We start from the raw sequence: 13,529 nt of genomic DNA, 5'->3' as shown, positions 1-13,529 counted from the left end.
CTCACTCCTCGCGCTCACCGGTTCGCGCCGACCGGGAGGTCGGCGCGCACCCGGAAGCCGCCGGTCGGCAGTGGGCCGGCGTCCAGTGTGCCGCCGAGCAGCCGGGCCCGCTCCCGCATGCCGACGATGCCCCGTCCGCCGCTCGTGCCGGGCCGCCGGGCCGGCGCCGAGCCGTCGTTGACCACCTCCAGCCGCAGCACCCCGCCGTCGTACCGGACGTCGACGTCGGCCCGGGTGGCGTGCCCGTGCCGCAGCGCGTTGGTCAGCGACTCCTGCACGATCCGGTACGCCGACAGCTGCACCCCGCCGGGCAGCGCCTCGCAGTCGCCCTCCCGGCGCATCGTCACCGGCAAACCCACCGCCCGTACGGCGTCGGCCAGCGCGTCGAGCTGCGCCAGTCGCGGCTGCGGCCCGTCCGGGTCGGACCCGTCGTCGGCGGTCAGCGCGTGCAGCATGGCCCGTAGCTCGGTGAGTGCCGACCGGGCCGCCGCGTTGATCGACCCGAGGGCGGCACGTGCCTGCTCCGGGTGCTGGTCGAAGACGTCCTCGGCGGCGACGGCCTGCACCGCGATCACCGCCACGTGGTGGGCGACCACGTCGTGCAGCTCGCGGGAGATCCGCTCCCGTTCGGTCGCGCGCACCTGCCGCTCCCACTCGCAGCGTCGCTGCGCCCGGGCCCGCATCAACTCGCCGACCGACCAGCTGAAGCCGAGCGCGGTCACCGCGAGCAGCAGGTCGCGCCAGCCGCCGGTGACCAGCTTCCACGGCGTGGGCGCCACCAGCAGACCGAGCGCCACGAGCGAGAAGCGGGGCGGCCGCAACCGGGCCACGTAGGACAGCGGCGCGGCCACCAGGCCGAGCCAGCCGAGCGTCGGGCAGAGCGCCTCCAGGCCGACGCCGGCCAGCGCGGCCACCGCGAGCGCGTACCCGGGTCGCCGCCGGATCCACAGCAGACAACTGGCCTGCACCGCGGCGAGGCCGACCGCGACGGCGGTCCCGCCCGCCGTGACCGGACCGGAGTCGGAGCTCAGCAGCACGAGCAGCGACACGGCGAGGGTGGCGGCCGCGATGCCGCCGTCGATCAGCAGCAGCACGGACCGGGAGCGGGACAGGCACCTCATGCCCCGGATGCTAGGCCGCCGGCCCGCCGGCCCTCATCGGCCGCGAGACGGAGATCCGGCCCGTGCCTGGTTCCCGCGACGGAGCCGGGAACCCGTCGCCGGCGCGATCCGCGCGGCGTCCCGCCGCCCTAGCGTTTCCGGCAGTCGATCCCGCCGCACCGGAGGTACGCACCGATGGAGACCATGATCCCGAGCACCACCGCCCGTTCGGCCCGCCGCCGCCACCGGCTGTTCACGGTGCTCTCCGCCACCGCGGCCACGCTGCTGGGTTGGGCCGTCGCGGTGCCGCTCGCCGGGGTGGAGTTGACCGCGCGCAGCGGCGGCGTCGAGCAGCGCGTCAGCCCGGTGGCGGTGGCGGTCAGCACGCTGCTCGCCGGGCTGGCCGGCTGGGCGTTGCTGGCCCTGCTGGAGCGGTTCACCGGGCGGGCGCGGGCGGTCTGGACCGTGGTCGCGGTGCTGGTGCTCCTGCTGTCCCTGCTCGGGCCGGTCAGCGGGGGAGCGGGTCGGGCGGCCACGCTGACGCTTGTGGTGCTGCACCTGCTCGCCGGCGCCGTGCTGGTGCCCGGCCTGCGGCGTACCGCCGGCCGCTGACCGGTCGGGCCCGGGGCCGCCGCGACGGGGGTGGGCGACCCCGACCCGGCCACGCGGTCAGCCCGCCGCGACCGGCTCCGGCAACGGCTCGCCGGTCTCCAGCAGGCTCTTGAGGCTGGCCAGCAGTTCCGGCCAGCCTCCGCTGCCGTCGAGCTGGCCGCTGATCGCCCGGTGCATCTCGCTCTCCGGCGAGAACTCGTCGTGGACCACGGTCAGCCGGACGGTCCCGCCCTGCGGGAGGAGGTCGAACGTGACCTTCGATCGGCGCTCGCCGAGCCGGGCGGCGAGCTCCTCGTCGGACCACCCGAAGTGCGCGGCGTGCTCCGGTTGGAAGCCGTGCCAGGTGTACGCGAGTCGCCGGTACGGTTCGGCGACCAGCACCCGCTGACCGAGGTCCCTCGGCTCGCCGTCCGGCGTGTCCTGCCAGAGCAGCGGTGAACCGGCCCGCCAGTCGGAGACGAGGGTGACCCCGCCCCAGTAGCGGCGGGTGAACCCCGGCTCGGTCAGGGCTCGCCAGAGCCGCTCCGGCGTGGTCCGGACGTAGGTGGTGTAGACGAACGTGGGGCTCTCCATGGGCTGCCGCTCCAATGCTGTCCGCAGGTCGGCGAGGGCGCGGGCGCGCTCCCGGTCGTATCGGCCGATCCAGCGGTCGGCCACCGCGTTGATGGGGGCGGCGTTGAGGTGGTGCAGCTTCTCCCGCCCTCGTCGGGTGGTGGTCACCAGCCCGGCGGCCTCCAACACCGCGAGGTGCTTGCTGACCGACTGCCGGGTCATGTCCAGCCCGGCGCACAGCTCGCGCAGGCTCTGGCCGTTGCGGGCGTTCAGGCGGTCGAGCAGGACCCGCCGGTTGGCGTCGCCCAGTGCCCGGAACACCTCGTCCACCCGTCGCCCCACTTCCCGGTAAAGGCAACCGTTTGGTTGCCCGTTCGAATCTTATGCACCCTGGCGGTTGCCTGTCCATCCTGAACCTATCTTCCTAGGACGCTTAAGGAGATGTGCGCCCCGGCAAAGATTTCCCCGCCGCGGACGTCGAGAACGGGTGACCGGCTCCGTCCCCGGTTCGAACGCGGCCAGAATGGGTCGCACCCGCACCGAGGAGAAGCACCATGGCGAAGTACCTGCTGCTGAAGCACTACCGCGGCGGACCGACCCCGGTCACCGACATGCCGCAGTTCGACAGGTGGACGCCGGAGGAGTTCTCGGCGCACGTGCAGTACATGACGGACTTCGCGGCCCGGCTGGAGGAGTCCGGCGAGTTCGTCGACTCGCAGGCGCTCGCCCCGGAAGGTACCTTCGTCCGCTACGACGGCGAGGGGCGCCCGCCGGTCACCGACGGGCCGTTCGCCGAGACGAAGGACCTCATCGCCGGCTGGATGGTGATCGACGTGGACAGCTACGAGCGCGCCCTCGAACTGGCCGCGGAGCTGTCGGCCGCGCCCGGTCAGGGCGGCAAGCCGATCCACGAGTGGCTGGAGCTGCGCCCATTCATGACCGCGCCGCCCACCATCACGGAGTGACCTGACCCGATGGACGAGGCGATGCTGCGCAGCCTCACGCCGGGCGTCCTCGGCGTCCTCGTCCGCCGCGGAGCCGACTTCGCGGCGGCCGAGGACGCCGTGCAGGACGCCCTGGTCGAGGCGCTCCGCGCCTGGCCGGCCGACCCGCCACGCGAGCCGAAGGCGTGGCTGGTCACCGTGGCCTGGCGCCGGTTCCTCGACACGGCCCGCGCCGACGCCGCCCGACGCCGGCGGGAGGACCTCGTCGACGAGGAGCCGGCGCCCGGGCCGGTGCCCGAGGCCGACGACACGCTCCAGCTCTACTTCCTGTGCGCGCACCCGTCGCTGACCCCGTCGTCCGCGGTCGCCCTCACCCTGCGCGCGGTCGGCGGGCTCACCACCCGCCAGATCGCCCAGGCGTACCTGGTGCCCGAGGCGACCATGGCGCAGCGGATCAGCCGGGCCAAGCGCACCGTCTCCGCCGTTCGGTTCGACCAGCCCGGCGACGTCGCCACCGTGCTGCGCGTGCTCTACCTGGTGTTCAACGAGGGCTACTCCGGCGACGTCGACCTGGCGGCCGAGGCGATCCGGCTCACCCGGCAGCTCGCCGCCGCCGTCGACCATCCCGAGGTGGCCGGGCTGCTCGCCCTCATGCTGTTGCACCACGCCCGTCGGGCCAGCCGGACCGGCCAGGACGGCAGCCTGGTGCCGCTGGCCGACCAGGACCGCCGCCGGTGGGACACGGGCCTGATCGCCGACGGGGTGCGGATCCTGCAGACGGCCCTGGCCCGGGACCGGCTGGGCGAGTTCCAGGCCCAGGCCGCCGTCGCGGCCCTGCACGCCGACGCGCCCACCGCCGCGCAGACCGACTGGGTGCAGATCGTCGAGTGGTACGACGAGCTGGTCCGGCTCACCGAGAGCCCGGTGGTGCGGCTCAACCGCGCGGTGGCGGTCGGCGAGGCGGACGGTCCCCGGGCCGGGCTGGCGGCGCTCGCGGCGCTGGACGACGCGCTGCCCCGGCACACGGCGGTGGCGGCGTACCTGCACGAGCGCGACGGCAACCCGGAGACGGCCGCACGCCTCTACGCCGAGGCCGCCGGCAAGGCCACCAACCTGCCCGAACGCGACCACCTGATCCGCCAGGCCGCCCGCCTGAACACCCGGTGACCCTGGCCGGTGGTCCTCGACGGTGGGCTCCGGTCGCCCGCTAGCCTGCGGGCATGGATCTGGCGGAGGACGGCGAGCGGGTGGCCGCCTCCCTCGCGCACCGACTCGACGGGCTGACCTTCGAGGATCTGACCACCGACCAGGTGACCACTCGGCTCGTCGACGCCGTGGTCGCGTGGGCGACCGGTGAGGGTTGGCGGGTCTACCGCCGGGCAGCGAGCGTGCTGCCGTTGCCGCCGCCACTGTCCGGGCGGCAGTCGGTGCTCGACGTCGCCTGCGCCCGGCCGGACCGTCCGCCGGTCGTCGTCGAGGTCGACCACACCGACCGTCGACGGACCGTGGAGAAGTTGCTGGCCGAGGCCGGGGCCGGGCGGCTCCCGATCTGGCTGCGCTGGGGCGTACCAGGGTTCGCCGCGCCGCCCGCGCCGATCCGGATGGTGACGATCGAGGTGTCCCGCCGCAACGGTCCGGCCGGCCAGGGGCGGCTGTACTCGCGGCGACCGGCGGCGGACCGGCCGGCACCCGCGCACTCGGTCACGGCGGTCGGTCCGACGGCCCCGCTCGCGTTGCCGATTCCCATCCCTGGCGAGCCCGACTGAGCTGAGCGGGGTGCCGCACTGGCTGCGGAGCCCGCCCCCGAGAGAACCGGAGGCGTTGTGCGGGGGCCTTCCGCAAATCACTCGGCGGGCGGCGCTTTCGCTGATAGCTTGCCTCGTCGTGACGGGGGAACGACTCGGCGGGCGCTTTGCCCGCCTGTGGACCGCGACCACGCTGTCCGCGCTCGGCAGCGGCACGGCCACGGTGGCCGCCCCGCTGTACGTGGCGTCGCGCACCGACGACCCGCTCGTGGTCTCCGCCGGCGCGGCCGTGTCGTGGCTGCCCTGGTTACTGTTCGCGCTGCCCGGCGGCGTGCTGGCCGACCGGGTGGACCGGCGCCGGCTGATGGTGCTCATCGACTGGGTACGCGTCGGCGCGCTGGCCGTGCTGGCCGCCGCGATGCTCACCGACCGGGCCGGCGTCGCGCTGCTCTACGTGGTGCTGTTCGTGGTGAACACCGGCGAGGTGGTGTTCCGCACCGCCGCCCAGGCGGTCCTGCCGGCGGTGGTGCCCCGATCGCGGCTGGAACGGGCCAACGGCTGGCTGAACGGCGGCACCCAGGTCACGCAGAACATGGTCGCCGGCCCGCTCGGCGGGTTCCTGTTCGTGCTCGCCGCGGCGGCGCCGTTCGCGCTCAACGCCGGCACGTACGCGCTCAGCGCCGTGCTCGTCGGCCTGCTCGCCGGAACGTACCGGGGGGCGCCGGCGCGCGATGACCGGCGCTCGGTGCGCGCGGAGGTCGCGGAGGGGTTCCGCTGGCTGCTGTCGCAGCGGCTGCTGCGCACCATGACGATGCTGATCGGGCTGCTCAACGTCACGCTGACCGCGGCGATCGCGGTGCTGGTGCTGCTGGCGACCCAGCGGTTGGGTGTCGGTTCGGTCGGCTACGGCGTGCTGTTCACCTGCATGGCGGTGGGCGGGCTGCTCGGCTCGGTCGTCGGTGACCGGTTGATCGCCGCCATCACCGCCACCTGGACGGTGCGGGTGGGGCTGCTGGTCGAGGCCGGCCTGCACCTGGCGCTGGCCGCGTCGCGCAGCGCGGCGGTGGTCGGCGTCGCGTTGTTCGCGTTCGGGGTGCACAGCGCGTTGTGGAACATCGTGGCGAACTCGCTGCGGCAGCGGCTCACCCCGCCGGCGCTGATGGGCCGGGTGGGCAGCACCACGCTGTTCATCGCGGCCGGCGGCAACTGCGTCGGCGCGTTGCTCGGCGGCGTGGTGGCCGCCCGGTTCGGGATCACCGCGCCGTACTGGGTGGGCTTCGTGGTGGCGGTCGCGGTGATCGTCGCGACGTGGCGGGTGTTCGACCGGGCGACGGTGGCCGCCGCGTACGCCGAGCCGGCCGCCGAGGATGCCCGCGAGCCGGTCACCGGATAGCCCGTGCGGGCCGAGTTGCTCGACCGCCTCGCCGGGCGCCGGCCTGGCGGGTTAAGCGGGGCCCCCTCCTATACCGAATGCGTTAACAGGGGGCCCTCCTTACCCCTCAGCGCAGTGGGGGCACCGGCAGGGTGACGCCCTGCGCCGCCGCCTCGTGGGCCAGCTCGATCAGCTCGACCACGGCGACCGCCTCGGCCGGGTCGACCGGCATCGGCGCGCCGTCGCGCAGCGCCGCCGCCACCCGGGCGTAGAAGTCCGGGTAGCAGCCCGCCTCGGTGGGCACGACACGCAGGTCGTCGTCGGCGCCGAGGCGTCCGTACCGCTCCGGGGCGACCTCGCCCCAGCCGGGCCCGCCGGGCCGCCGGCCGTCACGCAGCGCCGCCTCCTGCGGGTCGAGGCCCCAGCTGGTGTACCCGGCCCGGTCGCCGAGCACCCGGAAGCGGGGCCCGAGCTGCGCGGTCACCGCGCCCATCCACAGGTGCGAGCGCACGCCGCCGGTGTGGGTGAGCGCGACGAACGCGTCGTCGTCCACCTCGGCGCCGGGCCGCCGGCGGTCCAGCTCGGCGTAGACGCGCTCCACCGGCCCGAACAGCCGTACCGCCTGGTCGACCAGGTGGGCGCCGAGGTCGAACAGCGCGCCGCCGGCCTCGCCGGGGGTGCCGCTCTCCCGCCAGCCCGGCTTGATCGCCGGGCGCCACCGCTCGAACCGCGACTCGAACCGGGTCACCCGGCCCAGCTCGCCGGCCTCGACGAGCCGGCGCACGGTGCGGTAGTCGCCGTCCCAGCGCCGGTTCTGGAACACCGTCAGCGGCACCCCGGCGGCGGTGGCCTCGGCCACCAGCGCCCGGCCCTGTCCGGCGTCCGGCGCCACCGGCTTGTCCACCACCACCGGCAGCCCGGCGCTGACCGCCGCCCGCGCCAGCGGCACGTGCTGGCGGTTGGGCGCGGCCACCACCACCAGGTCGAGCGTGTCGGCGGCGGACCAGAGCTGCTCGGCGTCGTCGACCAGGCGGGCGTCGGGGTGCTCGGCGTCGGCCTGCGCGCGGCGCTGCGGGTCGCGGGTCACCACCGCGTCCAGCCGCAGCCCGGGGGTGGCGGCGATCAGCGGGGCGTGGAACACCCGCCCGGCCGTCCCGTACCCCAGCAACCCCACCCGCAGCGGCGCGCCCGTCATGCCGCCGAATCTACGCGGCGCGTCGGCGCGGGCGGTGGGGTCCCCGGCGGCGCTCCCCGCCGGTGTGACAGCGTGGGCGGGTGCCCGCATCCTCCCCGGTCGACGTCGACCTCGCGCTGGTCGGCGGCGGCGGCGCCGCCTCGCTGGTCCTGGCAGCCCTGGACCGGCGCCGGGTCACCGGCGTGCGGGTGGCCGTGGTGGACCCGGTGCACAAGCGCGGCCAGGACCGCACCTGGGCGTTCTGGGGCACCCCCGGCGGCGACCTGGAACCGCTGCTGAGCGCGAGCTGGTCGCGGGTCGAGGTGGTCACGGCGGCGGGCCGCCGCGTCCTGCCGCTGGACCCGCTGCGGTACGCCATGCTCCGCTCCGCCCCGGTCTACGACCGGGCTGCCGAGGCGGAGCGGCGGTTGGCCGCGGTGCGGATCGGCGCGCCGGCGGGGGAGCTGCGCGACGACGGCGACCGGGTGACCGTGTGCGACCCGGAGGGCCGGGTGCTGGTGCGGGCCGGCTGGGTGCTCGACTCGCGTCCCCGCCCGCCGGCGCGGCCCGGGCGGACCAGCTGGTTGCAGCACTTCCGGGGGTGGTGGCTGGCGGCCGACCGGCCGACGTTCGACCCGGGCCGGGCGGTGCTGATGGACTTCCGCACCCGGCAGCCGGAGCGCGGGGTGTCGTTCGGCTACGTGTTGCCGGTCGACGACCGGTTCGCGCTTGTGGAGTACACCGAGTTCGGGCCGGCGCTGCTCGACGACGCCGGGTACGACGCGGCGCTGCGCGGCTACGCCGGCCTGCTCGGGCTGGACCTGACCGCCCTGCGGGTGGCGGAGGTGGAGAACGGGGTGATCCCGATGACCGACGGTCCGTTCGTCGCCCGCCCGAGCCCCCGGGTGGTGCGGCTGGGCACGGCCGGCGGGGCGACCCGCCCGTCCACCGGGTTCACCTTCTCCGCCATGCTCCGCCAGGCGGACCAGCTGGCCGGGGCGGTCGCGGCGGGCCGCCCGCCGGTGCCCGCGCCGGCGTACCCGGGTCGGCACCGGTGGATGGACGCGGTGGCGTTGCGCGCCCTGGACCGGGGGCACGTGGACGGGGTGGAGTTCTTCGAGCGGCTGTTCGACCGCAACCCGCCGGAGCGGGTGCTGCGGTTCCTCGACGGCGGGACCAGCCCGGCCGAGGACCTGGCGGTGATGCGGTCCAGCCCGCTGCTGCCGATGACCGGCGCGGTGCTGGGTGACGCCGCCGGCCGGCTACGCGCCCGGCTGCGCCCCGCCTAGGGTCGCGGCGACCCGGTCGCGCACCAGCACCCGCAGCCGTTCCATCGGGTCGCCGTCGCCCGCGCCGAGCCGGTTGCGCACCGCGGCCACGGTCAACCCCAGTCCCGGGTACGCGAACGCCAGGCTGCCGCCGCTGCCGGCGGTGCCGAACGAGCCGTCGTCGTCGACCGCGTAGCCGAGGCCGAACGTGCTCTCCTGCCCGAACACCCATTCCTGCGCGCGGACCGCCGGCGCGGAGACGGCGCGTAGCCGGTCGGGGGAGATGAGCCGCACGCCGTCGACCGGTCCGAGCAGCGCCGCGTACATCCGGGCCACCGCGCGGGCGCTCATCGTGCCGACCGACGGCACGTCGGCGCGTAGCACGTCGGGGTCGCCGCCGATCACCGTGTCCGGGCGGACGGCGGGCGGGGCCACCGCGTCGAAGTGCGGCAGGTTGGCGCCGGCCCAGGTCATCAGCGCGGACAGGCCGGCGTCCTCCAGCCGGGCCAGCCGGGGCAGCTCCGCCTCCGGTACGCCGAGGAACAGCTCCCGGTCGACGCCGAGCGGCCCGGCGACCTCCTCGGCGAGCACCTGCGAGATCGGCTTGCCGGTGACCCGGCGGACCACCTCGCCGACGAGCCAGCCCCACGTCCAGGCGTGGTAGGCCAGCCGCTCGCCGGGCGCCCACAACGGCGTCGCGTCGGCGAGCAGCCCGCACATCCGCTCCCAGTCGGTGAAGTCGGCCGGGGTGACGTCGGCGGGCAGGGCGGGCAGGCCGGCGGTGTGGGTGAGCACGTGGCGCAGCGTGATGCCGTCCTTGCCGTGCCGGGCGAACTCCGGCCACACCCGGGCCAGCGGCAGGTCGATGTCGAGGCGGCCCTGCTCGGCCAGCACGTGCGCCACGGTGGCGGTGAGGCCCTTGCCGGTGGAGACCGCGTGCACCGGGGTGTCGGCGGTCATCGGCCGGCCGGTGTCGGTGTCGGCCAGGCCGGCCTGCTCCTGCACGATCGGCGCCCCGTCGAGGTAGGCGGCCACCTGCACGCCGGCCTCCCGGCCGGAGGTGACCAGGTCGTCGACGGCGGCGCGCACCTCGGCCCGCAGGCCGTCCCAGCGAGTGTCCATGATCAGGAAGCCTGCCAGAGCGCCCCGTCGCCGTCGTGCGGTTTTTCCTCGTCGGTGAGCAGCCGGGCGCGTAGCGCGGCGATCGTCTCCTCGCCCACCCCGAGCCGCCCGGTGACGTAGCCGCGCACCGAGCCGTGCGCCGCGACCAACTCGGCCAGCACCAACCGGATCAGCTCGGCCGGCGCCCGCCCGTACGCCGGCCAGCCCGGCGTCGCGCCGCCGTTGCGTTCCCGCCACTCGTCGACCAGCCGGTCGGTGGCCCGCTCGGTGAGTGCGAAGTCCGCCGCGATCTGGTCGTCGTCCACGCCGAGCAGGGCCAGCACCAGCGCGGCGAGCAGCCCGGTGCGGTCCTTTCCGGAGGCACAGTGGAACACCAGCGGATGCTCGTCGTGGGCGATGACCTCCAGCGCCCGGCGCAACTCCACCACGCCGTCCTCGGCCACCTCGGCGTACCGGTCGGCCAGGTAGCGCCACGGGTCGACGTCGGGGTCGATGTCGGCCTGGACGTAGTAGCGGTGCTCGATGCTCAGGTTGTGCCAGGTCACGTTCTCCGGCGCCCGTCCGCGCTCGGCGACCTCCCACGGATAGCGCAGGTCGATGACGGTGCGGACGCCGAGCGCGGCGAACCGGTCCAGGTCGTCGCCGGCGAGCTTGGCCAGGGAGTCGGAGCGGTAGAGCCGTCCCCGGACCACGGTGCGGCCGTCGGCCGTGCGCCAGCCGCCCAGGTCGCGGAAGTTGCAGAGGGTGCTGAACGGCGGGGGTGCGGTCATGGAACCGCACAGTAGCCGGGCGGCGCGGCGCGGGTGGTCCCGCCGGACCGCGAGCGGGCCGCCGTGGCGGGCCGGTGCTCCGGGCGGGCCGGGTCGCATGGCCCCGCCGGGCGGCGTACCCGGTAGGTTGCCGGGCATGGCGGAGGCGGAGACCGGCCGGGTCGTGGAGATCTGGACCGACGGCGCGTGCAGCGGCAATCCCGGGCCGGGCGGCTGGGGCGCGGTGTTGCGCTGGGGCGAGCGTGAGCGGGAGCTGTGCGGGGGCGAGGCGACCCCGACCACCAACAACCGGATGGAGCTGACCGCCGCGATCCGGGCGCTGGAGAGCCTCACCCGGCCGGTCACCGTGCGGCTGCACACCGACAGCACCTACGTGCGCAACGGCATCACCGGCTGGCTGCACGCGTGGAAGCGCAACGGCTGGCTCACCGCCGCGAAGCAGCCGGTGAAGAACGCCGACCTGTGGCAGCGACTGGAGGCCGCGTGCGCGCGGCACGACGTCACCTGGCTGTGGGTCAAGGGCCACAACGGGCATCCGGAGAACGAACGCGCCGACGCGCTGGCCAACCGGGGGATGACCGAGGCGCGGGGCGCCGGCGCACCAGCCACCCCGCGCGCGTCGTCGGGTCACCGCAGCGGGCGGCCCTCCTCGATCTCCTCCGGCCCGTCGGCCGGGTCGGCGGTGCCGGAGACGGCGTCCACGTCGTAGCCGGCTCGGCTCGTGTCCCGCGCCGAGCGCCGGTCCTCGGCGGGCAGGTCGGCGAAGTCGTCGCCGGTGTCGTCCGTGGTGTGCAGGGATTCGCCCGGCGGGCGCAGCGACGCCTCGTACGCGGTGGCGCCGTCGGGCTCGTCGCCGGGGGCGCGGCCGAAGGACTCTTCACTGGTCATGTCGCACTCCTGCCCGCATCGGGTGGCGGCAAACGTTCAGCGGGACGCGTCCGGATGGGTCGGCATCGACGAGCCGCCCGAGCTGCTGCCGGAGGCCCCGCCGGCCATCCCCGATCCGTCGTCCTCGGTCACCTCGTCCGGTCGCGGCGCGTCCGGCGCGGGGGCCGGCACGTCGGTGTCCGCCGGCACCTGCACCAGCCGGGCCTGACCGGCCGCGTCCTCGGCGTGCGCCGGGTCGACCGGTTCCTCGCCGTCGCGTGCCCGATATCCCATCGGTCCGCCTCCCGTCTCACCTCGACCGGCCGTGCGCCGCCTACCCGCTCCACCCACCCCGAAACCCACCCACCCCACTTCCACCCACCCCACTACCCACCCAACGTCCTGCCGCCCGATCAAGGAGTTCGCGTCACGACCGGCGTTCGCCCCGACCCGAACTCCTTGATCACGCCGCCGGCCGGCCACGCCGGAGCCCGGGGGTCCGGCCGGGTGATCAAGGGGTTTGCGTCGAGTGGCCGCCTGGTGGAGACGCGAACTCCTTGATCACCGGGAGCGGTGGGAGCGGTGGTGGGGGGAGGGGGGTGGGGGGTGGGGTGATCGTGCGGGACCAGTGCTCGGGACGGCGCAGCCCGGGCGGCAGGACGGTGCGGTGGTCACCGCGGGCGGCGTCGAGTTGGGACTGGTGCAGGAACAGGCACTCGCCGAGATCGGCGCCGCGCAGGTCCGCCCCGCGCAGGTCGGCCCCGGTCAGGTCGGCGGCGCCGAGCCGTACCCCGCGCAGGTCGGCGCCGATCAGGATGGCGCCGCGCAGGTTCGCCCCGGTCAGCGAGGCGCGGCGCAGGTCGACTCCGATCAGCGTCGCGCCCCGCCGGTCCGGCCCGGCCCGCTCGGCGCGGGCCCGCTCGCCGGCGCGCGACAGCAGCCGGTTGACCCGGTCCCGGTGGGCGTCGACGTCGACGGCGAGCAGCTCCTCCGGGGTGCCGTCGGTGAGCCGGCCGGTCTCGTCCAGGATCGTGGTCAGGTCGTCGCGCAGCCCGCCGGGCGGGGTGATCCGGACCGCCTCGGTGAGGTACCAGAGCAGCTCGTGCAACGGCCGCAGCACCGCGAACGTGTCGAACATCCGCCGCGCGACGCCCGGATCGGCGCGCCAGTCGCGACCGGCGAAGGTGCCCTGGGTGAGGTGCTGGCCGGCGCCGAAGCAGTCGAAGACGGTGCATCCGGGGAAGCCGCGCCGCCGCAGCTCGGAGTGGATGCCGCAGCGGGAGTCGGCGCGCAGGTTCGGGCAGGGCCGCCCGGCCGGCTTGTCGATGGCGAAGTCGGCCGAGGCGGCGAACGCCGGCGCGACGCAGCAGACCCCGGCGCAGCGCGCGCAGTCCGCCCGCAGCTCCCACCCGTCGCCCGCCCCGCGCTCCGCCACCACCACGCCCTCCCTGATCCGACACACCATTCTCCGCCGTCCCCCGCCCCGGCCCCGCACCCGCCCCGGCGATCATGAAGTTGGCGGCCTCGACCGGACGTACGGCACCGCCAACTTCATGATCGACCAGGGGGGTGTCAGAAGGCGAAGAGGCTGGCGGTGGCGCGCGTCAGGAGGCAGCGGTTGTCGAACGTCCGGGCGTAGCGGACCGGGCGGTCCTGCCAGATGCCCACGGCGCGCGCGACGACCGGGGCGTGGACGGCGGCGCAGGGGTCGGCGTCCACGTCGAGCGCGTCGAGGTCGCCGTCGACCCGGGCGACCAGCCGGCAGGCCGCGGCCGGGTCGGGGTGCAGGCCGCCGGCGGGCCCGCAGACCAGCACCGTGGCCCGCACGTCGGCGCCGCCGCCGTCGACGGTGAGCAGCAGCACCGAGGGCGTCTCCGGGCCGGGGCGGGGCGCCGCGCCGGCGGCGCCGGGGACGGCCACCGCGGCGAGGCCGCCGAGCGCGGCGGCCAGGGCCAGGGCGGCGGTACGTCGGGCGAAGGGCATGGGTGGTCCTTCCGTCGGGG

General features: G+C 75.7%; 16 protein-coding genes. 7 read left to right on the top strand and 9 right to left on the bottom strand.

The genetic code is table 11. The features are described 5' to 3' along the window. Positions 1-14: 14 nt before the first annotated feature. A complete protein-coding gene (locus tag ACGFI2_RS04155; protein ID WP_393510320.1) occupies positions 15-1,121 on the bottom strand; it encodes a sensor histidine kinase in 1,107 nt (368 codons plus the stop codon). Positions 1,122-1,295: 174 nt separating this feature from the next. Here ACGFI2_RS04155 and ACGFI2_RS04150 point away from each other — a divergent pair, with 174 nt between their 5' ends. Next, a complete protein-coding gene (locus ACGFI2_RS04150) occupies positions 1,296-1,712 on the top strand; it encodes a DUF6069 family protein (protein WP_393510317.1) in 417 nt (138 codons plus the stop codon). A 57-nt stretch (positions 1,713-1,769) separates the two neighbouring features. Here ACGFI2_RS04150 and ACGFI2_RS04145 read toward each other — a convergent pair whose 3' ends face one another. Further along, positions 1,770-2,594, bottom strand: a complete 825-nt coding sequence (locus ACGFI2_RS04145) for an ArsR/SmtB family transcription factor (RefSeq protein WP_393510314.1) — start codon at positions 2,592-2,594, stop codon at positions 1,770-1,772. A gap of 224 nt (positions 2,595-2,818) precedes the next feature. Here ACGFI2_RS04145 and ACGFI2_RS04140 point away from each other — a divergent pair, with 224 nt between their 5' ends. From ACGFI2_RS04140 to ACGFI2_RS04125, 4 genes are all read left to right on the top strand, one after another. Continuing rightward, on the top strand, positions 2,819-3,229 hold the full coding sequence (locus tag ACGFI2_RS04140) for a YciI family protein (protein WP_393510311.1): 411 nt from the start codon (positions 2,819-2,821) through the stop codon (positions 3,227-3,229). A 9-nt stretch (positions 3,230-3,238) separates the two neighbouring features. Further along, a complete protein-coding gene (locus ACGFI2_RS04135; protein WP_393510308.1) occupies positions 3,239-4,375 on the top strand; it encodes an RNA polymerase sigma factor in 1,137 nt (378 codons plus the stop codon). Between the two features lie 53 nt (positions 4,376-4,428). Beyond that, the gene (locus tag ACGFI2_RS04130) at positions 4,429-4,974 is read left to right on the top strand and encodes a hypothetical protein (RefSeq protein ID WP_393510306.1); all 546 of its coding nucleotides are present in this window, start codon (positions 4,429-4,431) and stop codon (positions 4,972-4,974) included. Between the two features lie 118 nt (positions 4,975-5,092). After that, positions 5,093-6,346 (top strand): MFS transporter, encoded by a 1,254-nt coding sequence (locus ACGFI2_RS04125; protein ID WP_393510303.1) that lies wholly within the window; start codon positions 5,093-5,095, stop codon positions 6,344-6,346. 106 nt (positions 6,347-6,452) lie between these two features. Here the strand turns inward: ACGFI2_RS04125 and ACGFI2_RS04120 are convergent, their stop codons facing one another. Further along, positions 6,453-7,520 carry a Gfo/Idh/MocA family oxidoreductase gene (locus ACGFI2_RS04120; protein ID WP_393510300.1) on the bottom strand — a complete coding sequence of 356 codons (1,068 nt, stop codon included), beginning with the start codon at positions 7,518-7,520 and terminating at the stop codon, positions 6,453-6,455. Between the two features lie 80 nt (positions 7,521-7,600). Here ACGFI2_RS04120 and ACGFI2_RS04115 point away from each other — a divergent pair, with 80 nt between their 5' ends. Then, the gene (locus ACGFI2_RS04115) at positions 7,601-8,788 is read left to right on the top strand and encodes a lycopene cyclase family protein (protein WP_393510299.1); all 1,188 of its coding nucleotides are present in this window, start codon (positions 7,601-7,603) and stop codon (positions 8,786-8,788) included. Here ACGFI2_RS04115 and ACGFI2_RS04110 read toward each other — a convergent pair. Together ACGFI2_RS04110 and ACGFI2_RS04105 are read right to left on the bottom strand one after the other, a co-directional pair. Continuing rightward, a complete protein-coding gene (locus ACGFI2_RS04110; protein WP_393510297.1) occupies positions 8,762-9,889 on the bottom strand; it encodes a serine hydrolase domain-containing protein in 1,128 nt (375 codons plus the stop codon). The genes ACGFI2_RS04115 and ACGFI2_RS04110 overlap by 27 nt on opposite strands. 2 nt (positions 9,890-9,891) lie before the next feature. Beyond that, positions 9,892-10,659 carry a tyrosine-protein phosphatase gene (locus tag ACGFI2_RS04105; RefSeq protein ID WP_393510294.1) on the bottom strand — a complete coding sequence of 256 codons (768 nt, stop codon included), beginning with the start codon at positions 10,657-10,659 and terminating at the stop codon, positions 9,892-9,894. A gap of 136 nt (positions 10,660-10,795) precedes the next feature. On the opposite strand from ACGFI2_RS04105, the gene rnhA reads away from it, so the two are divergent. Then, positions 10,796-11,368 carry a ribonuclease HI gene (gene rnhA, locus ACGFI2_RS04100; RefSeq protein ID WP_393510291.1) on the top strand — a complete coding sequence of 191 codons (573 nt, stop codon included), beginning with the start codon at positions 10,796-10,798 and terminating at the stop codon, positions 11,366-11,368. Here rnhA and ACGFI2_RS04095 read toward each other — a convergent pair. The 4 genes from ACGFI2_RS04095 to ACGFI2_RS04080 form a co-directional block, all read right to left on the bottom strand. Next, positions 11,287-11,547, bottom strand: coding sequence for a hypothetical protein (locus ACGFI2_RS04095; protein WP_393510288.1), 261 nt, complete (start codon positions 11,545-11,547; stop codon positions 11,287-11,289). The two genes, rnhA and ACGFI2_RS04095, sit on opposite strands and share 82 nt — an antisense overlap. A 36-nt stretch (positions 11,548-11,583) precedes the next feature. Further along, a complete protein-coding gene (locus tag ACGFI2_RS04090) occupies positions 11,584-11,820 on the bottom strand; it encodes a preprotein translocase YidC (RefSeq protein ID WP_269691696.1) in 237 nt (78 codons plus the stop codon). Between the two features lie 217 nt (positions 11,821-12,037). Further along, positions 12,038-12,991, bottom strand: coding sequence for a pentapeptide repeat-containing protein (locus ACGFI2_RS04085; RefSeq protein WP_393510284.1), 954 nt, complete (start codon positions 12,989-12,991; stop codon positions 12,038-12,040). Between the two features lie 107 nt (positions 12,992-13,098). Next, entirely contained in the window at positions 13,099-13,509 is a 411-nt protein-coding gene (locus ACGFI2_RS04080) for an SSI family serine proteinase inhibitor (RefSeq protein ID WP_393510281.1), read from the bottom strand. Between the last annotated feature and the right edge of the window lie 20 nt (positions 13,510-13,529).

The organism is Micromonospora sp. NPDC049282 (genome assembly GCF_043197045.1).
Taxonomy (GTDB): domain Bacteria; phylum Actinomycetota; class Actinomycetes; order Mycobacteriales; family Micromonosporaceae; genus Micromonospora.
This window is presented reverse-complemented; position numbering and strand designations above follow the sequence as displayed.

Excerpts from the sequence above, each read along its gene's own strand:
- ACGFI2_RS04140 (WP_393510311.1), top strand. The coding sequence starts at position 2,819 with ATGGCGAAGTACCTGCTGCTGAAGCACTACCGCGGCGGACCGACCCCG.
- ACGFI2_RS04105 (WP_393510294.1), bottom strand. The coding sequence starts at position 10,659 with ATGACCGCACCCCCGCCGTTCAGCACCCTCTGCAACTTCCGCGACCTG.
- ACGFI2_RS04095 (WP_393510288.1), bottom strand. The coding sequence starts at position 11,547 with ATGACCAGTGAAGAGTCCTTCGGCCGCGCCCCCGGCGACGAGCCCGAC.
- ACGFI2_RS04150 (WP_393510317.1), top strand. The coding sequence starts at position 1,296 with ATGGAGACCATGATCCCGAGCACCACCGCCCGTTCGGCCCGCCGCCGC.
- ACGFI2_RS04135 (WP_393510308.1), top strand. The coding sequence starts at position 3,239 with ATGGACGAGGCGATGCTGCGCAGCCTCACGCCGGGCGTCCTCGGCGTC.
- rnhA (WP_393510291.1), top strand. The coding sequence starts at position 10,796 with ATGGCGGAGGCGGAGACCGGCCGGGTCGTGGAGATCTGGACCGACGGC.
- ACGFI2_RS04080 (WP_393510281.1), bottom strand. The coding sequence starts at position 13,509 with ATGCCCTTCGCCCGACGTACCGCCGCCCTGGCCCTGGCCGCCGCGCTC.
- ACGFI2_RS04090 (WP_269691696.1), bottom strand. The coding sequence starts at position 11,820 with ATGGGATATCGGGCACGCGACGGCGAGGAACCGGTCGACCCGGCGCAC.
- ACGFI2_RS04155 (WP_393510320.1), bottom strand. The coding sequence starts at position 1,121 with ATGAGGTGCCTGTCCCGCTCCCGGTCCGTGCTGCTGCTGATCGACGGC.
- ACGFI2_RS04120 (WP_393510300.1), bottom strand. The coding sequence starts at position 7,520 with ATGACGGGCGCGCCGCTGCGGGTGGGGTTGCTGGGGTACGGGACGGCC.
- ACGFI2_RS04130 (WP_393510306.1), top strand. The coding sequence starts at position 4,429 with ATGGATCTGGCGGAGGACGGCGAGCGGGTGGCCGCCTCCCTCGCGCAC.
- ACGFI2_RS04110 (WP_393510297.1), bottom strand. The coding sequence starts at position 9,889 with ATGGACACTCGCTGGGACGGCCTGCGGGCCGAGGTGCGCGCCGCCGTC.
- ACGFI2_RS04085 (WP_393510284.1), bottom strand. The coding sequence starts at position 12,991 with ATGGTGTGTCGGATCAGGGAGGGCGTGGTGGTGGCGGAGCGCGGGGCG.